This is a genomic window from Streptomyces sp. NPDC051183, from assembly GCF_040682455.1.
Taxonomy (GTDB): domain Bacteria; phylum Actinomycetota; class Actinomycetes; order Streptomycetales; family Streptomycetaceae; genus Streptomyces.
Genome location: NZ_JBFBBA010000076.1, coordinates 1 through 18,592, shown reverse-complemented (window position 1 = coordinate 18,592; position 18,592 = coordinate 1). Strand labels below are relative to the sequence as shown.

Genomic DNA, 18,592 nt, shown 5'->3' with positions numbered 1-18,592 from the left:
GTGGCCCGCGACCGTCAGTTCGCCGGCATCGGCGGTGATCAGGGTGGAGAGGATCTTGACGGCGGTGGTCTTGCCGGCCCCGTTCGGGCCGAGCAGCGCGAACACGGACCCGGCGGGGATACGTAGATCCACGCCGTTCAGCACGGTCTTGTCCCCGTACGACTTGCGCAGACCGACGGCGGTGACGGCGAGGGGCGCCGAGCGACCGTTGGGCTTCCTTGGCGTGGGCATGACAGAAGAAGGCATGGGGCCCTCCAATCGAAGGCTGATGCGGTGGTTTGGGGGTGGGGCCGCCCGAGGACGTGCCGCTCAGGCCCGGGTCCGGCGGACGTCGATGTTGCCGTACCGGGTGCGGGCGCGGATCTTGACGGTGTCCTCGGTCCCCTCGGGGGTCTCGGACGTGGCGAGCGTGTTGCGCACCTGGCCGGAGCCCGAGCTGACGTCGAGCCAGGCGGCGATACCCCCGCGGATGCCGACCTCGATGGCGCCGTAAGAAGTATCCAACTGGACGGTGCCACGGGCGACTTCGGCGACGCGCAGGGTGCCGTGGGCGGTGGTGGCGGTGACCGAGCGCTCGGCGCGGGCGATGTCGATGTCGCCATTGGCGCCGCTGACCTGCAGGTCACCGGTCGCGGCGCCGACGGTCGTGGTGCCGTGCGAGTTCTTCAGGACGGCGGCGCCGTCGACGGTGCCGACGCGCAGGCTGCCGGAGCTGGTGGTGATCTCGGCCGCGCCTTCGATCCGGTCGACGGTGATCGAGCCGTGGGAGGCGGTCAGCTTGAGCGGGCCCGTCGTGTCGAGGCGGACGTCGCCGGACGAGGTCTTGACCCTGACCTCGCCCAGTCGGCCCTCGCCGAGCACCTGGACCCAGGCGCCCGTCATGTCGATCCCCGAGCCCGTGGGCAGTTCGACCGTCACGTCGACGACCCCCGTGCGGCCGAACATGTTGGACTTCGGCGTCCTGACGGTCAGGAGACCGGCCGCGTACGTGACCTCGGTCTGCTCGGCGGTCCGTACGTCCAGGTCCTTCTTCGGGTCGCGGGGCCGCACCTCGACCACGGTGTCCAGGCGGTCGCCTGCGGTGAACTGGATGGAACCGGCGTCCACGCGCGCCGTGGCCGAGATCGGTTCGGGAGTGTCGAAAGAAGGCATGGCTGTCCCGTCCTCTTGGGTCTTCAGGACGTCCCTGCTGGTGGGACGCGGTGTGGGTGAAGTGGTGCCGGAGCGGTTGCGGCTAGCGCACCCATCCCGTGAAGCTCTGCCCGAGCGTCTGGGCCTTCTCCGCCGTACGGGGCCGGGCGCCGCCGTCGACCGCGGCCGACACGGCCCGGACCAGCCACGCGTTGACCGACAGACCCTCGCGGCTCGCGGCCTCCTCGGCTCGCGCCTTGAGGTGGGCCGGCAGGCGCAGATTGACGCGGGCGGTGCCGCCCTCGTCGGTGTCGGCGGGCACGTGAGCGTGGAGCGGGGAACCGAGCGCGACCGGCTCCATGGCGCCACCACCATCGGCGGGCGGCAGCGTCACCACGAAGTCGGGGTCGAGCCCGCGCAGCCGTACGTCGACCGATCCGGGGGCGAGCTCGCGGGTGATCTCGTCCATGGCGGCGGAGAGCACATTGAGCATGGTCAGTCGGGTCGCCGACTCCAGCGGGGCGGTGAGCCGCTCGGCCAGTCGGCGGGCATCTTCCCCGCCCGCTTCAGCGGCCACCGCGAGCTCGCGGTGGAGGGTGTCGACGTACGGGGTGAGGTCCATGACGCCATGATGGCACCACAGTGGCGCCATCCGCAAGCCTCGACGGTGCCCCACGTGGCGCGCGTCAGGCAATCAAGCCTCTGACCTGCGGAAACGCGGGCTGGGCAACGTGAATCAATGTGACGCCATGCGCGGCTCACGCACCTCTGGAACACGGATGGGTGCCACTTTGGCACCGGACGGCGCCACGTGACACCACGGCGCAGGGCGGCGTTCGCCGCGCGAAGCACCGGTGCGGTCACCGCGAGCGCATCTCCGTCTCGCCGTAGTGGACATCGGCGACGCCGGGGCCGGAGCGGGGCGGCGGTTGGGCCGAGGGTAGAACGCTGGGGGTAGGGCGGGTCACCCGATGGGGGTAGGGAGGAGTCAACTCCTGGTGGGCGACACGGGGCGCGCCTGCGACTACGTTGTCGCCCGTCCCCCACCACCCATGACGGAGGATCACCGCATGCAGACCCGTTTAGCCGATGACCCTCGCAAGCGACTGGTGTGGGCGATCAGCCTCGTCCTGATCGCGGTCACCGCACTCCTCGGGACCGCGCCCGGGGCCGCCACGGCGACTGCCCTTCCCACCCCGCCCGTCCCCGTCCTGACCTGGGGCCCCTGTGCCGACCCCGGGGAGGGCTTCGAGTGCGCGACGGCCCGGGTACCGCTGGACTACCGCCGGCCCACCGGGCGTACGATCCCGCTCGCCGTCACCCGGCGGCTCGCGGCCGACCCTGCCCGCCGTACCGGAGTCCTGCTGCTGCACCCCGGGGGACCCGGCAACTCCGGCGTGAACTTCGCCCGCAACAGCTACGACGCGCTGCCCGCCCCCCTCCGTGACGCCTTCGACGTCGTCGGCTACGACATGCGCGGCGTGGCCCGCAGCGGCCAAGTGGAGTGCTGGAACGACACGGAGTACTCCGCCGCCGTCGACGCCGCACGCGGCGTACCCGGTCCGGGCGCCCTGCAGAGCGCCGTCCGGCAGGGCCTCGACTTCGCCACCGCCTGCCAGGAACGCTCCGGTGACCTCGTGCCGTTCATCGGCACCGGCTCGAACGCCAAGGACATCGACCTGCTGCGCCAAGCCCTCGGCGAGGAGACGCTCACCTTCTACGGCCGTTCCTTCGGCAGCTACGTCGGCACCGTCTACGCCGCCCAGTTCCCCCGGCGCGTCCGCGCCATGGTCCTGGACGGGGCCTACGATCCGCGCCGCTACGCCGACGTGCCGTACGCCTACGACGCCGCGCAGTTCGTCGCCCTGGACGCGTCGGTCGGCCGCTTCCTGGACTGGTGCGCACAGAACGCCACCACCTGCGGGTTCGGCGAAGGCCGGCCGCGCCAGGCCTTCGAGCAGCTCAAGCGGGCGCTGGACGCCGACCCCGTCATCACCGCGAGCGGACGCCCGGCCACCGGCTACACCCTTGCCTACCGCCTGATGTTCAACATCAACGCGGGCAAGGAGATCTGGCCCGACCTCGGACAGGCCCTGCGGGCGGCGCAGGCGCGCCAGAGCACGTTCCTGCTGTCCCCGCCCTCCCCCGCGTCCTTCGACTTCCTCAACGTCAACCTGGCCGTCGAGTGTGCCGACCGCGTCTACCCGTCCAGCCCCCTGCTGCTGGGTGCGCTGGTCAGCGCCCACGTCGCCGCCGCGCCACTGCTGGGACCCCCCATCGGCCTCGGGCCGCCGACCTACGACCACAACCACGCGCCCACCTGCGCCCAGTGGCCGGCCGAACGTCCGAGCCGGTTCGAGGGCTCCTACCGGGCGGCCGGATCCGCTCCGATCCTGGTGCTCGGTACGACCGGGGACCCGGACACCCCGTACCAGGACGCGGTGGCCCTCGCCGGGACCCTGGACAACGGACGGCTGCTGACCTTCGCCGGTGAAGGTCACACCGCCTACAACCGGAGCGCGTGCGTCAGCGCCCTGGTCACGGAGTACCTCGCCACCCTGGCGCTGCCCGCACCGGGCACCGTCTGCGCGGACGAGACGCCCCCCGGCGCGCTCGGCCGCCGCACCGCGGGCGTCGAGGTCGACGAGACACGCGATGTGATCCCTGCCCTGCGCTGACCGCTGATCCGTGACCCGTGACCCGTGACCCGTGACCCGTGACCCGTGACCCGTTCAGAGTTTGGTGGCTTCACGGACCTCGTCGAGGTGGATGAGGATGTCGTAGGCCTGGCTGATAGCGAGCGTGGGGAGCGGGTCCTTCTTGAAGGACGAGCCGGCGTCGTAGACGGGGCGCGGGGTGTTCAGCCAAGTGCGGCCCGCCACCGGCAGGGTGCGCAGGTCGAGGTAGTAGTCGCGGTGGCGGACCCGGTCGAGGGTGTACTCGTGCATGTCGGGGGTGGCCGCGGGGACGGTGACCTTGTCCCACGCACCGCCGAACGTGGTCGCGGTGAGGAAGGCCCCCCGGTTGAAGGTGAAGCCGATGGCGGCGTAGCCCGGGCCGAGGGCGTTGCGCAGGAAGACGCCCTGCGTCGTGGGGTACATGACGGGGTCGGTGGAGAGGTAGCCCACGTGGCCGTTGTGCGCCGACAGCAGCATCTTGTCGCCGGTACGGCGGTGCCACCAGATGGTGTTGTCGGCCATGACCCGGTCGCGAAGGTGCTCCGCGGCGGCCACCGACTCCGGATCGGACAGGTCGAGGGACAGGAAGGCGAAGGTCTCCCAGTCCGACGACCCCGGCGTCACCGATCATGGCTCCCAGGGCCCGCAGGTCGGTGCTCCGGCCGCCGGGCTCGGTCGACCGCAGCGGGTGGGCGGCGCGCTCCAGCGCGTGGAGCGCGGCGGCGGATGTGGCAGGCGTGGTGGGCGTGGTGGGTCTGGCGGAGGCTGCCTGGACCGGCAGGGCCGTGGCCGCGAGCCCGGCCATCGCGGCGAGAAGCCTCCGTCGGCCGATCGTCTGCTGGTGCGCGGTCACGCTGATCACTCCTCGGTCCGGTGTTCCGCTGCGGTGAAACGATCATGACCCGGGACGGGAGCGGTCGCGCTGGGGTCCTCCTCCGACTCGACCGGGGGGGGAAAACCCCTCCACGCCAGGGTGGTCAGCCACCGGTCACAGCACTACGGGCGAGTGTGACCGCCGCGGCGCGCCGCGATGAGGCCGAGGGCCTCGCGGGCCTGATGCCGGTAGCTGCCGGCCGTGTAGGACCTCTGGTCCTCGAAGTAGGCGACCACCCGCTGGACGGCCGCCTCGTCGTCGAGCCTCGCGAGGGCGCGCACCGCGAGCCCGCGATAGAAGTACTGGGTGCGCGGATCGTCCAGGAACCGGATCAGCGGGGCGACGCTCCGCGGGTCACGTCCGTTGCCGAGCGCCTGCACCGCGCCGACCCGGACTTCCTCGCCGAAGGGCCCGTCGACCAGGCGGCCGAGCGCCGCGGTGGTCTCCGAGCCCGGGCATTGCGCGAGTGCCTCGACCAGCGTCCGCTGCATCGGCGCCGGCCACTCGGGCGCGTACCCGATCAGCTCGGACAGTATCGGGACGGCAGGGGTCCCGATCCGGCCCAGGGACCGGAGCGCCGCCCGTGCGATGTCGGCTCCTTCCTCCCTCGCCAGCGCTCCGAGCCGTCCAACGGCCTCAGCGGTGGAGAAGCCGCCCAGGGCTTCCGCAGCCCTCATGCGCACCGCCTCGGAGGGCGAGCCTGCCGCCGCCAGCAGTACCGAGAGCGACTCCGGTGCGCCGATCAGGCCCACTGCCCGTACGGCGCGCGCCTGGAGGCTCGAGGCCTCCGCCCGGTCGGTGACCAGCGCCCCGAGCGGCCCGGCCGCAGGCCGGTGCCCGATCAGACCCAGTGCGTCCGCGGCTGCGGCGCGCAGCCGCCGCGGACCTTCCGGATCCAGGCGGTCCAGCAGGAGCGGGCCGGCCTCGGCACACCTCAGGAGCCCGAGCGCCACTGCCGCGCCCCTGCTGCGCCCGGCCCCGGCCACGGCCCCGTCGGCGGCGGCGTCGGTGAGCAGTTCCAGCAACTGCCGTACGGGTGGCCGGGGCAGCCGGGTGAACGCCGCGGCAACGGCATCGGCGATCCGGTCGTCCCCCAGAGCGTCCAGCAGGGCCTCGGCCGCGGCCTCCCCGCCCAGTGCTCCAAGAGCCTCGGCTGCCAATTGGCGTACGGACCGGGGCGTCGCCCCGGCGAGCAGCACGCGACGGAGCACCGGTTGCAGGTCCGCTCCCCGGAACGGGCCCGGCTTGTCCCGGACGACCGTGCAGGCCGCGATGCACGCCGTCTCGAACGGAGACGACTCCCCCACCGGCGCGTCGTGACCGCTGCGCACGTGGCGGATGTGGCCGATCAGGCTCGTACGACCGTCCGCGGTGCGTGCCTGCACCTCGGCGGCCAGCCGGGCGGTCTCCCGGTCGGGGTGCCGTACCAGGCGCCAGAGCGCGTCCGTGGCGTTCCGTACGCGCCGCGGCGTGTCCCAGGGCACCTCCGGGAGTTCCATGAGCGCTTCGAGCGCGCCGCGGCGGAGTTCCGGCGACGATCCCGTGGAGCCTGCGAGATACAACAGGGCCGGCGCCGTCCGCGCATCGCGAAACCCACCGAGTACGCGCACTGCCGGCACTCCGTGCCCGGGCAGCAGGTTCCACAACGAGGCCAGCACCGGAACGACGGCGGCCCTGGCCTCGGGGCCCTTGAGTTCGCCCAAGAGCGCGATGTCGGCGCTCTCGGGGTTCTCGGCCAGCCGCGCCAGCACCAGGCCCGTGCCCCGCGGCGCCCCGATGTCGATCAGCGCCCGGATCACCGTGATCTCAAGACGGTAGGTGAGGTACGAGGGAATCCTCGTCCCGCCCTCCAGCAGCCGCAGCAGGAGCGGAACCGCGCGGTCCTCGCGCAACCGCCCGAGCCCGCGGACGGCTTCCAGCAGCGGCCAGAGCCGTTCGTCGTCGTAGCTCTCGATGCGGCAGAGCTCTTCGTGCCGTTGCGCGCAGCGCAGCAGGGCGTCCGAAGCGGGCCGGCCGCCGATGTCGGCAAGCAGTGCCGCGGCCTGCGCCGCCGGGGTGCCGTCCGGGTGCAGCACGAGCCGTGCAAGTGCCTCGACGTCGCCCTCGATGCGCAGCCGGGCAGCGCCCTTGTGGGGCATCCCGAGCATTCAGGCTCCCTGGAGCTCGTCGGACATCGCCACGTAGAGCGGGGTGGCGATGACCACCTGCCGGGGCCGGCCGTCCGGACCGGTGACGGTGCCGCGCATCAGCTGTCGTGCCAGGAACTCGCACCACGTGGCGGGGCCGGTCGCTCGCCCGGAGAACGTCAGGACGTCGCGCAACGTCCCCCGGTCGTCGCGGCCTTCCGCGTCCACGTCCACGAACTCGGTGTCGGTCCGGGCCTCTTCCAGCAGCCCGTACAGCGAAGGCAGCCAGGAGTGGCCCACTCGTCCCAGTTCTGACGCGGGTGCTTCCCGGCCCACCAGGTGATGCGCCGACCCGATGAGCGCGACCACCAGGTCGCCTTCCCTGCCCGTCATGAGCACGGGGCTGCTCGCGTCGCCGGCCGCCGCGATCCGCAGCGCCGACTCGCCGCGGAACCAGAAGGCGGGCTCCGTCATCCAGCCGATGTCGTACTCGCGGTCCAGGTGGTCCTCCACCGCGTTGAGCCGGTCGTAGAGGGTCGGTTCGTCGCGCGGCTGCTGCACCGCGACGCTGACGATCTTCAGATCGGCCCTCGCCTCGGTCACCAGCCGGGGAAGCAGCTTCCGCGGAATCTGCTCGAACATCATGTCGATCTTCGCGCGGGACACATAGACGTAGTAGCGCACCTCGGCCCAACCCTTCCACGCAGCATCTTCCGGAGAACAGGCTCCCCATGACCGAGGGATGCCCCGCCGAAACGTTCCCGTACACGGCGCCTACGCGTGAATCCGTGGAGTCAGAGGACTCTGGGCGCTGCGCAGCAGCGGATGGCCACGATCTGGTCCGGGCTCCACCGCTGTTCGGCGCCGCCGAGCAGTTCCCGGCCCAGGCGCTCGTACAGTGCTGCCGCCGCGGTGTCGGAAGCGACGACATCGAGCACCGGGTGCAGGCCCAGACCTCGTGCCTCCCGGACGGCCTGCGCCATCAGCAGTGCGCCGATCCCGTGGCCGCGTGCACAGTCTCACCGGCTCCCGGACCCCCCACCCCCGTGGGGGAGTCCGAGCCGGCCGGCACTCCCGTACTCCGCACCCGCAGCCGGCGCCGTCCGCGCCGTGCGGGAACGATCACCACGCTACGGCCGGGACGGTCACCGGCAGAGGGCAGCACGCGCCAGCAAGGGGGCCGAACGCGCCACGGGGGGACCCACCGCGCCATGTTGGGGACAGCGGGCTCCGAACTCCGGCGCGGACCTGGAAATTCACGCTGGTCTATGCTCGGCCCCCGTGGTCTCGCATGCACACCGGGGGACGACCTCCTCCGCCCTCACCCGCCTGAACGTCAATGCCGCACGTCTGCTCGGCATACCCCCGCGCGGATACGCGCACCTGCTGGGTCTGGCGCCCGAGCACCTCGACGACGACCTGTGCCGTCCCCCTGCCCTGACGAGCATCCGCATCGCGGAACTGGCGACCGTGCACGCCCCCTGGACCGACGTGTCCCTGGTGATGACGCAGCAGTCGGGGATCGGCAGCCTCGGAGTCTGGGACTACCTCATCACCTCCGCGCCGACTCCGCTCGAAGGGATCCGGGACGCCTCCACGTACCTCGGCACCGTCGTGGACACCGGCACGGACACGCTCCGGATCGACGAGGACGGCGAACACGTCACCGTCAGCCACCTCAACGAGGCCGATCTGGCCTACGAGGCGGCGTGCGCCGTCCGCGCCTGCGCGCTCGGCGTGTACCGGCACCGGCTCAGCGGGGCCGCGCAACGGCGCCTCGTTCCCGTCCGCGTCACCCTGGCCGCCGAAGCACCCCGCCGGCACCACGCTCTCACCGAGCTCTACGGCACCCGCGCCATCGAGTTCGAAGCCCCAGTCAGCTCGCTCACCTTCCTCGCCTCCGACCTGAACACCCCGACGCCACACGCCCAGCCCGGCCTGTCGGCCGTGCTTCGAAGACACGCCGAGCAGACGCTCGCCACCGCGATCCCGCTGCACGACTGGCTGGACCTCTTCCGCACCGCCCTGGCCTCCGCCCACACCGAGGCCGAAGCCGAGGCCGCGCCCACGCTGTCCGCCGTAGCGCGGCGCATGGCCCTCAGCACGCGAACCCTCCAGCGCCGCCTCGACGAACACGGCACCACCTGGAGCAGCGAGCTCGAAACCCTTCGCCGGGCCCACATCACGCGGCTCCTCCGCAGCACCGGCCTCAGCATCGACTCGATAGCCGCCCGAAGCGGCTACGCCGACGCCCGCGCCCTGCGCCGCGCCGTCCGACGCTGGTACGGCACCACACCCGCCGCCCTGCGCCGCACCGGCCACCCCGACGCCAAGTAGCCGCGCGCCCCGCGGGTTCGGACGACAACACGGTTCCACAAGGCGTCCAAGGAGGGCATTCTGGCTTCCGAGGGGGTGCGGTGGATGCCGGGACCGCTGCGTTACGCCGATGCCGTACGACTGCTCGGGGGGAACGGGCCGGTCGTCGACGCGCTGGACCGAGCCGTGGGAGGCGCCCTGACGACCGCCGTCGGTCCCGCGCCCGAACTGCTTCTCTCGCTCGTCGGCGCCGACGCCCAACTCGCCCAGCTCAGCCGCCAATTGGTGTCGGGCACGCGGGAGCGCATCCAGGGCCTCGGCCGGTTCGAGCGTACCGAACGGCTGGCTGCCGCCCACGCGGTCATCGTCGTGGCCGCCTACGGCGATGCGATGGCGCAGGCGCAGCTCCCCTTCGACGTTCGGGAACTCGCCACGACCCGGACCGACTCCGTCCGGCTCGCCACCGGCGACGCACCCGAGTCCCGCCGCCTCGCCGCCGTCGCAGAACACCTCCTGCGCTCGCAGCTCCCCCTGCCCTCGCCGCACGAACCGTACGAGGCGACCCTGACCGCGCTGCGCGGGTTCTACGTCGCCATGTCCGGGCACATGGAGGCCTACGTCTCGGGCCTGGCGGTGTGGGACCGGCTCACGTCCGAAGCGCGCGAACAGGTCCGCACCGTCCTCTGCGAGCGCGTCCCGCACACCGCGTTGACCTGCTACGAGGAGATGTTCCGCCAACTGGCCGTGGACTTCCCGGACGTGGGGATCTGGGCCGACCGGGTCGACCACCAGGCGACCCGGGTCGCGGTCCGGCGCCTGGAGGAGACGGTCACGCGGCTCGTGGCGGGGGACCTTCCGGCCGACCGCCTGACCCCCCTGCGGCGTGCCGGGATCCTGCCCCTCGACGCACCGGTGCTGGGGGCGCAGGACATCACCGAGGGCATGACGATCCCGACCCTGCGCGAGGCGTACGTGAGCGCCGACTTCCGGGTGGGAGGGTTCGGGGCGGCGGACCGGCTGACCAGCGAGTGGTGGTGGCAGGAACAGGAGGTCCGGCACGGCCTGGACACGTTCCTGGAGGGCTTCCTCACCGCGCCCAAGGCGGTCGAGGTGCCGATCCTGCTGCTGGGGCTGCCCGGCTCGGGCAAGTCGCTCCTGACCAAGGTCCTCGCGGCCCGGCTCCCCGCCGAGGACTTCCTGGTGGCGCGGGTCCCGCTGCGGGACGTGCCCGCCGACGCGGACGTGCAGGACCAGATCGAAGTGGCGATTCGGCAGGCCACCGGCGAGCGGACCATCGACTGGGCGGGCGTCGTGCGCGCCGCCGGCCCCGCCCTGCCGGTCGTCCTCCTCGACGGATTCGACGAGCTGCTCCAGGCGACCGGCGCACACCAGTCGGACTACCTGGAGCGGGTGGCCGCCTTCCAGCAGCGCGAGGCCGCACTCGGCCGGCCCCTCGCCGTCATCGTGACCAGCCGCACCGTCGTCGCGGACCGGGCGCGCCTGACCCCCGGCGGGATCGCGCTGCGCCTCGAACCCTTCAGCCCCGCACAGACCGGGCAGTGGCTGGACACGTGGAACCGTACGAACGCCGACCACTTCGGCCGGCACGGCCTGCTCCCCCTCGACCCCGAGCAGGCCCTCGCCCAGCCCGACCTCGCGAGCCAGCCCCTCCTCCTGCTGCTGCTCGCCCTGTACGACGCCCAGGACAACGCCTACCAGCAGGAGGCCGGCACACTCGCCGGCTACGAGCTGTACGAGCGGCTGCTCGTCAGGTTCGCCCGCCGGGAGGTCCTCAAGCACGACACGCGGCTGCCCGAGGAGGGTGTGGCGCAGGCCGTCGAGTACGAGCTGCTGCGGCTCGCCGTAGCAGCCTTCGGGATGTTCAACCGGGCCCGGCAGTGGATCACCGAGGAGGAACTGGAGGAGGACCTGAAGGCGCTGCTGCCGCACCAGGAAGCCGCCTCCACCGGGCTGCGGGCCAGGCTGACCCGGGCGCAGACGACCATCGGCCGGTTCTTCTTCGTCCACCAGGCGCAGGCGTTCCGCGACGCCGGACGGCTGCACTCGTACGAGTTCCTGCACGCGACGTTCGGCGAGTTCCTGGTGGCCCGGCTCCTCGCGCACGAACTGCGGGACCTGCTGAAGGTCGACCGGGCCGAGGCCGGCCGGGCCCGGCGCCCGCCCACCGACGACTCGTTCCTGTACGCCCTGCTGTCCTTCGCCGCGTGCGCGTGGCGCCAGCCGGTGGTGGAGTTCCTGACCGAGGTGTTGCGGCGGCTGCCGGAGCGGGACCTGGACGACCTGGGCAAACTGCTCCTGCGGCTCTTCCACGAATCCCTGGAGGCCCGGCCGGCCTCCTCCTACGACTCCTACCGGCCCGCTCATCGCCCCACCACGGCCGCCCCTGCCTTCTACCAGGCCCACCTGCTGCTCCTGCTGCTGATCCTGGCGGGGGAAGTGACGGGGCAGGAGTTGTTCCCCACCACGCAGAACCCGGTCGGCGCATGGCGCAAGACGGCACTGCTGCTGGAGTCCCAGCTGCCCGCGGAGGACTGGCAGACCTTCGCGGGCTGGGTGTACCTGGAGCGGACCTGGACCGGGGAGGAGCGCGGCATCACGCTCCGGTGGGCCACCGACCAGGACGTGGAGACCTGGGCCTGGCCTCCCGTCTACAGCGCGGAGAACCCGCGGGTCGTGGACCCGTACTGGGTGTACGGCCAGGGGCCCGAGAGCGAGGGTCGGCGCTATGTCGGCTGGCTCTACACCAGCCCGCACATGGTGGCGCGCCACGCCTACCTGCGGTGCGAGACGGGCACCGACGCGCTGCTGCACATGGCCCAGTCCCTGGACGAGTACGGCCTCAGCCTTGCGCTCACGAGCTACGTGGCAGCCCGGCCGGGCGGCGAGATGGTTTCGGCCGCGCGGCTGCTGATACGTCTGTGGAGCGCTGCCGGGGATTTCTCCACGACGCACCGGGACGCGGTGAAGGCGGCGCTGCACTCCTTCGACCCGGACGCCACCGATTTCATCAAGCGCTATCTGGCGGCCGTGCTGAACCAGTGGGAGCTGGCCGGCCGTCCCGTGCCGCAGGACTGGGTGGACCGTGCGCACGCCCTGATCGACGCGCGCGCCGAGAACGAGGCGTACGAGCCCCTGCTGGCGGAACTGCCGGACCCGCCCGCTGCCTGACGGGTCATAGCCGGCGGCGGTAGCGGAGCTCGGTGAGCGTCCGGCCGTCGTAGACGTCGTCCTGGGCTGCGCCGTCGGCCCGGTAGCCGGCCCGTTCGTAGAAGCGGCGGGCCCGATGGTTGTCGCGCAGGACCCACAGGACCAGCCGCTCGAAGCCCTGGTCCCGCATGCGTGCGTGAGCCGCGGTGAGGAGGGCCCGGCCCGCGCCACGGCCGATCACGTCCGGGCGGACGTAGAGGGCGTAGACCTCACCCGCTCGGCCCGTGCCCGGCACCTCGTCCCGGCACGGCCCGTAGCTGATCCATCCCGCGGGGCCGCCCGCGTCGTGGGCGACGAGGTCCGCCGACTGCCGGTGCGGGTCGCCGAACCACTCCCGGCGGCGGCTCGCGTCGCTGTCGACCGTCATCGCATCCAGGTACGTCTGGGGAACGATGCCGGCGTACGCGGACTGCCAGCCCCGTACGCGGATCGCCGAGACGGCCTCGATGTCAGCTTCGTTCATCTCCTGTACCTGCCACATCGGGCCACCATAGGAGCACGGACACCGAAGGACGAACTCCTTTTGCTCCGTCAGCCGCGAGCCCAGCGGAAGTCCAGTTCCGGGTAGCGCGCAGAGGGGCCGTCCAGCAGCGGGGACGGCCGGCCCTTGAGGAACCGGTCGAAGCACAGGCGGGTGTAGGTGCGGATCAGCTCGGTCGAGCGGGCCGGGGCCAGGGTCCCGAGCAGTTCCGCGTACAGGTCGGGCGGCCAGGACTCCCCCAGGCCGCCGGCAACGGCGAAGTGCGGCAGGTCGGTGAAGGTGAGGTGCCCGGTGTCGCGGGCCCGCAGCTGGCGGCCCCAGCCGCGCTGGTGCTCGCGCCAGCGCCGCCAGGTGTCGTGGTCCTCCAGCGCGGTGAGCAGGAGGTACGGACGGTCCAGCCCGAGGTCGGGCACCGACGAGCCGAACAGGGCCCCGTCGAGGTTGACTCCGACGGCGAAGCGGCCGTCCACCCGCAGGAGTTCCGCGGCGGCGGCTCCGCCCATGGAATGTCCGACGACGCCGATCCGGCGGGGGTCCGCGCAGGGCGACCCCCGCCGGCGGGTCAGGGTCGTGGCGACGAACCGGAGGTCGCCGACCCGCGCGGCGATCTCCAGCCGCTCCTGGCGGTCCCAGTCGTCCGACTCCTCGGGCAGCACGCTGTGTACGGCCCGGCCGTCGGGGAACTCCACGACCGCCGCGTCATAGGTGTGGTCGATGGCCGCGACGAGATAGCCGTACGAGGCGAGTTCCTCGGCCAGGGCGGTGCAGTTGCTGCGACCGCCCTTGCGCCCGTGCCCGAGGAGCACCAGCGGCAGCGCCCCGGGCACGGCCGGGGCGCCGGTCCTGGCGTGGGGGCGTACGGCACCCAGGGTGCCCGGCTTGAGCGGCAGCCCCGCCTCCAGGGCGGCGGCGACCCGGCTCGTGGTGTAGGGGGCCCGGCAGTGGCCGGCGGTGGTGAGCGCCGGGTACCAGAGCTGCACCATGAGTTCGCGCGGCCTGCGGTCCGGCGCGAGCGGGTCGTCGCGGTCGTGGTCGACCAGGTGCAGGTCGACGGTGCCCACCGGCCGCGGGGAGGTGGGGGCGGGGAGGTGGGGGCAGGGCGACCGCCCCGGCGCTCGATCCGGCGAAGACCAGGAGGGACCTGCGCGTGACCATCAACCACCCCAAGGCGACCGTTTTCAGAAGAATCTGACGAACACTCACCCTAGAAGGTCTGGACCATTCTATCCAGCCTTCGGGGCGAGGAACTGCCCGTGGCCAGGCCTCCACGCGTGCGGATAGCGGGCTGGGCCCGGCGCTGAGCGCGGCGGCCGCGAGCGAGGGGTCGATCACGGTCTCCCCGGCCAGCACCCGGCGGATCGCGGCGGCCGGTTCCTCCACCGGCCATCGTCCTTGTGGGTGCACTCCCGTACAGTTCTCCACCCAACCCGCCTATCCCGCATGCCCGTTCCCCGTTCCGTGGCTCATGCCGCCCTCGCGGACCGACGGTACGAGAGCACCCCGTACGAGCCGAACAGCAGGACCCATACGGCGACCACCACGAAGGCGGCCAGGCCCGGGGCGGCGCCGGTGGCGAAGGACTGGCCGATCTCGGCGAAGCGGCGCGTGGGGGTGAGCTCGGCGAGGGAGCACATCCAGCCGGGGAGTCGGTAGCCGTTGCCGATGCCGAGCAGGGCGACGGTCTCGCCGCGCCGGACATCGAGGTCGACGCCCGCGACGGCGTGGACGGAGCCGAAGGATTCGGCGGCGCCCCGGCGCCCCCCGATCACACCCGGCGATCACACCCAGTTGTCCTGAGCGTGTTCAAAACAGCTTTTTTGGGGGGCGGTTCCACGCGCACGTGCGTGCGGTGGGCCGCACAGAGGGGGATTCACAGTGAAGTTCAAGCACATCGCGGTCATGGCCGCCGCCGCCGTGGTCGGGCCGACCGTCCTGATGGCCACCCCGGCGATGGCCGATGAGGTCAAGAACCCGTCGGTGACCACGCCGGACGCGGCTCCGCAGGGCGATACCGGCCAGCAGCTGCCCCAGGGTCCCGGGCTCACGCTCGCGAACCTGCCGTCGGCCGGCTTCGCCGCCGGCGGCGACTGGAGCGAGTTCTCGCTCAAGGTGGACAACAGCGGCCTCCCGTCGGTCGACGACTTCGCCCTCGAACTCGGCGTCACCGGCAGCAACCTCAAGGACTCGCACTTCGACGTCGAGGTCTTCCGCTCCGGCTCCTGGCACAACGCGGCACCGATGCCGAAGCCGGGCCCGGGCGCGCCGCTGTACGACCTGACCCCGGGCCTCGGCTACGGCGCCGGCTCGGTCACCGACCTCAAGGTGCGGATGCGCGCCAAGGCCGAGGCGCCCGCGACGGACATCAAGATCCACGTGCGCGGCACGGACCACCGGGACACCGACTCGAAGGCGGCCCCGTACGCCTCGAAGGTCACGCACGACCAGACGGGCGGTGGGGGCGGGGTCACGGCGAGCGTTCCGAAGCTGACCCTCGGCGGCCTACCGGAGTCGGGCTTCACGGCCGGGTCCGACTGGCGCGAGTTCTCGCTGCACGTCGACAACTCGAACCGCGGCGCCATCAACAACTACAGCCTCGAGATGGCCATGTGGACGCTCGACACCACCGGCTTCAAGGACGGCGACGCCAAGCTGGAGGTGTACGCGCCGGACGCCTCGGGCTCCTGGGGCTGGCACGACGTCGAGGCCTACGGCTCGGAGGAGGCCTGGAGCTTCTCGCTCGCCGAGGTCGACATCGAGCGGAACGAGGTCTTCGACCTCAAGCTCCGGATGAAGTTCGCCAAGGGCGCCCCGGCCACGCGCCTGTCCCTGGACACCACGGCGGAGGGCGGCAGCGCGCCGCGCGTCAAGCACAGCACCGTGCTGACCGCGGCCGACCAGGAGGCCCGCCAGGGCCCGAAGCTCGGGCTCGACGGTCTGCCCCAGGGCGGCTTCGTGGCGGGCGGCGACTGGCAGGAACTGGCGCTGCACGTCGACAACTCCGGCAAGGAGGCGATCGACACGTACAGTTTCTTCTTCTTCCTGTTCCCCAACGGCCCGATCAACGGGATGAAGGCAGAGCACTTCGACATCGAGCTCTGGAACGGCACGGCCTGGGTCCCCTTCGAGCAGGACCGCGGCGAATGGGACGACGTCCCCAGCGCCTTCTTCGACTGGGCCGTCGGCAAGAACGCGAAGTTCGACATCCAGCTCCGGGTCCGGGCCGCGGCCGACGCCCCGAACAACCAGATCCATCTCATCTTGTACGCGCAGACCGAGGGCGCGCAACTGCCGGTCGAGTCGGACATGGTCGTCAAGTCCACGTCGGTCCGCACCGCGAACACGGGCGGCGGTACCGGAACCGACAACGGCACGGGCAACGGGGGCAACGGGGGCAACCACAACTCCGGCGGCAACCAGCCCACCCCGGACGGCGGCGCCAAGCCGGTCGGCACCGGCGGCAACGCCGCCGCCCCCGCCGGCGGCCAGCTGGCCACTACCGGCGCCGACCCGGCCACGAGCTGGGCCCTCGGCGCCTCCGGTGTGGCCCTCGCCATGGGTGCGGCCCTCGTGGCGGGTACCGGCCGCCGTCGCCGCCCGACCGCGTAGTCGCGTCCGAACCTCCGTCCGACCGGCCGGCCCGGAGTACCCGGGCCGGCCGGCGGGCGTTCCGTTCCCCGGTGCGGTCCCCCCGCGTGGGGCTACCCTCCGGGGATGGAACGCGCAGAGGTTCTGAAGCGAGTCATCGGCATCCTCACCGAGGCCCAGGAGATCCGTCGGGCGATGGAGGCCGGCGAGGACGACGACCGTCCTGACGCCGAAGCGGGGGTGGTCACCCAACTGCTGAACGAGATGCTGCCGTCGATCAGGGTGCCCGCCGAATCCTCCCCGCAGGAGGTGGCCCGCCTGGTGGCGGAGGCACTCGGCCCCGCCCTCCACGCCATGGTCTCCGGGTTCAGCCTCGCCTTCACCAGTCTGGCCATGGCGCACGACGGCGGACGGTCGGACGTCTCCTCGCTCGAAGTCCTCCAGCAGCTCGCCCTGGAAGTCGAGGCGGGGACGTACGACGAGGGACCCTAGCCCGGCCCTGCGGCCGCAACGGCCCGATGGTCAGGGCGCCGGGATCATCGGCGGGTTGAGGCGGGCGAAGGCCTCCTGCCGCTCGTAGGGGAAGTACGGGTACGGTGCCGGCCGGTGGCTCGCGGCGTCGAGGCGGGCCACCATTTCGGGATCCAGGGTCCAGCCGATCGCGCCGATGTTCTGCCGCAGTTGTTCCTCCGAGGCCCCGGCCGAGTAGACGTCGGCGGTGTCGAACATCGTGATGCCCGCCTCCAAGCAGATGTCCACGAGGCGGCGGGCCTCTTGGGCGTCCGTGGTGCCCCAGGCGCCGAACAGCGGTCCCTGGCCGCCGAAGGTGCCGGCGCCGAAGCTCAGGGCGGGGACCTTGAGGCCGGACGTGCCGAGCTGCCTGTATTCCATGACGAAACCCTCCAGAGCACTAATGGAACCGTGGAACCGTTAAGCTGGCCCTACCGTAGCAAGCGCGAGGCATTAATGGAACCGGAGTCCCGTTATGACTGTTCAGGGTGACGAGAGCACCTCGGAGCCGGGCACCGTCCGGCCCGGAGGCCGTACCGCCCGCGTGCGCGCGGCCGTCCTGGAGGCGGCCGGGGACCTGCTGGCCGACCACGGCTTCCACCAGCTGGACCTGGCCGAGGTGGCCCGGCGCTCCGGGGTCGGCAAGACCACGGTGTACCGGCGTTGGGGCACCGCCGCCGGCCTGGTCGCCGACCTCCTGGGCGACATGGCGGAGCAGTCCCTGCCGCGGGTCGAGACGGGCTCGCTCCTGGAAGACCTGCGGGCCAATGCCGAACTGGTCCGGCGCACGCTGGCGGATCCGCGCCAGGGCGCGCTCTTCAAGGCGGTGCTGGCCGCAGCCACCACGGACGACAGGACCGCCGAGGCCCTGCACCGCTTCTACGAGGTGCGCGTCGCGGAGTGGGCGCCCTGCGTCCACCAGGCCGTCGCGCGCGGCGAGCTCCCGGAGGGCACCGATGCCGAGGAGGTGATCCGCGCCGTCTCGGCTCCGCTGTACTACCGGCTCCTGACCACGGACGCCCCGCTCGACACCAAGGCCGCGGAACGCGCCGCGACCGCCGCCGCGACCGCGGCCCGCGCAGGCGCGTACGCCTGACGGTGCGAGCCGGTCGCCGTCAGCGCATCTTGAGCTCGTGTCCGGGGGCGAGGGCCGCGGAGATGCGTTCGGCGATGGTCTGGGCCGAGTTGACGTCGGGGCTCTTGGGGCCCTTCGTCACGGTGACGGAGATCGAGAGCCTCTCCGACGGCAGGTAGGCCTGTATGGCCGCGTAGCCCGAGAACGACGGGTTCGTCAGGATCCAGCCGTTGACGACGATCACACCCAGCCCGAAGTGGTGGGCCGCCGTATTCGTCAGGAGGCACACGCTGGCCGGGCAGGAGGACGTGGCGCGGCCCAGGCCGATGGTGCCCGGGTCGAGCTGCGTCCGGAAGGACTTCTCCTCGGTCCCGACGGCACGCGCGGACCGGTCCAGGTCTCAGATGTTCTGTACGAGGACCGCTCGGGAGCGGTGGTCCACGAGGGGTTCTCAACTGGGCGTCATCAAGGTCGATTGAGTGAGTGTTCGAGGGATTGAGTGATACGTTCACGAGGTGAATCTGACCGAGTGGGCGCGAGTGCAAGGCATCCACCCTCAAACCGCGTACAAGTGGTTTCGCGAGGGGA

17 protein-coding genes and 2 pseudogenes are annotated in these 18,592 nt (G+C 72.1%); 6 read left to right on the top strand and 13 right to left on the bottom strand.

Annotation, left to right across the window (positions count from 1 at the left end):
- From AB0M99_RS36065 to AB0M99_RS36055, 3 genes are all read right to left on the bottom strand, one after another.
- Positions 1-246, bottom strand: a 246-nt coding sequence (locus tag AB0M99_RS36065; protein WP_365928202.1) for an ATP-binding cassette domain-containing protein, incomplete at its 3' end; no start/stop codon positions are given.
- Positions 247-309: 63 nt separating this feature from the next.
- Positions 310-1,152, bottom strand: a complete 843-nt coding sequence (locus AB0M99_RS36060; protein WP_365928200.1) for a DUF4097 family beta strand repeat-containing protein — start codon at positions 1,150-1,152, stop codon at positions 310-312.
- A gap of 82 nt (positions 1,153-1,234) precedes the next feature.
- Positions 1,235-1,753: a hypothetical protein gene (locus AB0M99_RS36055; protein WP_365928198.1), complete on the bottom strand. Its 519-nt coding sequence runs from the start codon at positions 1,751-1,753 to the stop codon at positions 1,235-1,237.
- A gap of 448 nt (positions 1,754-2,201) precedes the next feature.
- Between AB0M99_RS36055 and AB0M99_RS36050 the strand changes: the two genes are divergently transcribed.
- Positions 2,202-3,809 (top strand): alpha/beta hydrolase, encoded by a 1,608-nt coding sequence (locus AB0M99_RS36050; RefSeq protein ID WP_365928196.1) that lies wholly within the window; start codon positions 2,202-2,204, stop codon positions 3,807-3,809.
- A 54-nt stretch (positions 3,810-3,863) separates the two neighbouring features.
- On the opposite strand, the gene AB0M99_RS36045 is transcribed toward AB0M99_RS36050, so the two are convergent.
- The 4 genes and pseudogenes from AB0M99_RS36045 to AB0M99_RS36030 all read right to left on the bottom strand — a co-directional run.
- On the bottom strand, positions 3,864-4,433 hold the full coding sequence (locus AB0M99_RS36045) for an erythromycin esterase family protein (RefSeq protein WP_365928194.1): 570 nt from the start codon (positions 4,431-4,433) through the stop codon (positions 3,864-3,866).
- A 372-nt stretch (positions 4,434-4,805) separates the two neighbouring features.
- Positions 4,806-6,830 (bottom strand): HEAT repeat domain-containing protein, encoded by a 2,025-nt coding sequence (locus AB0M99_RS36040; RefSeq protein ID WP_365928192.1) that lies wholly within the window; start codon positions 6,828-6,830, stop codon positions 4,806-4,808.
- Positions 6,831-7,493: an SAVMC3_10250 family protein gene (locus tag AB0M99_RS36035; RefSeq protein ID WP_365928190.1), complete on the bottom strand. Its 663-nt coding sequence runs from the start codon at positions 7,491-7,493 to the stop codon at positions 6,831-6,833.
- Between the two features lie 110 nt (positions 7,494-7,603).
- Positions 7,604-7,822, bottom strand: a pseudogene (locus tag AB0M99_RS36030) (GNAT family N-acetyltransferase); the annotation flags it as partial.
- A gap of 268 nt (positions 7,823-8,090) precedes the next feature.
- Here AB0M99_RS36030 and AB0M99_RS36025 point away from each other — a divergent pair.
- Positions 8,091-9,146 (top strand): helix-turn-helix domain-containing protein, encoded by a 1,056-nt coding sequence (locus AB0M99_RS36025; protein ID WP_365928188.1) that lies wholly within the window; start codon positions 8,091-8,093, stop codon positions 9,144-9,146.
- A gap of 84 nt (positions 9,147-9,230) precedes the next feature.
- Positions 9,231-12,314 carry an ATP-binding protein gene (locus tag AB0M99_RS36020; RefSeq protein WP_365928186.1) on the top strand — a complete coding sequence of 1,028 codons (3,084 nt, stop codon included), beginning with the start codon at positions 9,231-9,233 and terminating at the stop codon, positions 12,312-12,314.
- Positions 12,315-12,318: 4 nt separating this feature from the next.
- On the opposite strand, the gene AB0M99_RS36015 is transcribed toward AB0M99_RS36020, so the two are convergent.
- The 4 genes and pseudogenes from AB0M99_RS36015 to AB0M99_RS36000 all read right to left on the bottom strand — a co-directional run bounded on the left by AB0M99_RS36015 (position 12,319) and on the right by AB0M99_RS36000 (position 14,603).
- The gene (locus AB0M99_RS36015; RefSeq protein ID WP_365928184.1) at positions 12,319-12,834 is read right to left on the bottom strand and encodes a GNAT family N-acetyltransferase; all 516 of its coding nucleotides are present in this window, start codon (positions 12,832-12,834) and stop codon (positions 12,319-12,321) included.
- Between the two features lie 50 nt (positions 12,835-12,884).
- The gene (locus tag AB0M99_RS36010) at positions 12,885-13,895 is read right to left on the bottom strand and encodes an alpha/beta hydrolase (RefSeq protein ID WP_365928182.1); all 1,011 of its coding nucleotides are present in this window, start codon (positions 13,893-13,895) and stop codon (positions 12,885-12,887) included.
- A 208-nt stretch (positions 13,896-14,103) separates the two neighbouring features.
- Positions 14,104-14,217 (bottom strand): annotated as a pseudogene (locus AB0M99_RS36005) (DNA-binding response regulator); the annotation flags it as partial.
- Positions 14,218-14,297: 80 nt separating this feature from the next.
- Positions 14,298-14,603 carry a hypothetical protein gene (locus AB0M99_RS36000; protein WP_365928180.1) on the bottom strand — a complete coding sequence of 102 codons (306 nt, stop codon included), beginning with the start codon at positions 14,601-14,603 and terminating at the stop codon, positions 14,298-14,300.
- Between the two features lie 106 nt (positions 14,604-14,709).
- Here AB0M99_RS36000 and AB0M99_RS35995 point away from each other — a divergent pair, with 106 nt between their 5' ends.
- Positions 14,710-16,440, top strand: a complete 1,731-nt coding sequence (locus AB0M99_RS35995; protein WP_365928178.1) for a hypothetical protein — start codon at positions 14,710-14,712, stop codon at positions 16,438-16,440.
- Between the two features lie 105 nt (positions 16,441-16,545).
- Positions 16,546-16,911: a hypothetical protein gene (locus tag AB0M99_RS35990; RefSeq protein ID WP_365928176.1), complete on the top strand. Its 366-nt coding sequence runs from the start codon at positions 16,546-16,548 to the stop codon at positions 16,909-16,911.
- Between the two features lie 30 nt (positions 16,912-16,941).
- Here the strand turns inward: AB0M99_RS35990 and AB0M99_RS35985 are convergent, their stop codons facing one another.
- On the bottom strand, positions 16,942-17,310 hold the full coding sequence (locus AB0M99_RS35985; protein WP_365928174.1) for an aldo/keto reductase: 369 nt from the start codon (positions 17,308-17,310) through the stop codon (positions 16,942-16,944).
- 94 nt (positions 17,311-17,404) lie between these two features.
- Between AB0M99_RS35985 and AB0M99_RS35980 the strand changes: the two genes are divergently transcribed.
- Positions 17,405-18,025, top strand: coding sequence for a TetR/AcrR family transcriptional regulator (locus AB0M99_RS35980; protein WP_365928172.1), 621 nt, complete (start codon positions 17,405-17,407; stop codon positions 18,023-18,025).
- Positions 18,026-18,044: 19 nt separating this feature from the next.
- Here the strand turns inward: AB0M99_RS35980 and AB0M99_RS35975 are convergent, their stop codons facing one another.
- Positions 18,045-18,293: a hypothetical protein gene (locus AB0M99_RS35975; RefSeq protein ID WP_365928170.1), complete on the bottom strand. Its 249-nt coding sequence runs from the start codon at positions 18,291-18,293 to the stop codon at positions 18,045-18,047.
- Between the last annotated feature and the right edge of the window lie 299 nt (positions 18,294-18,592).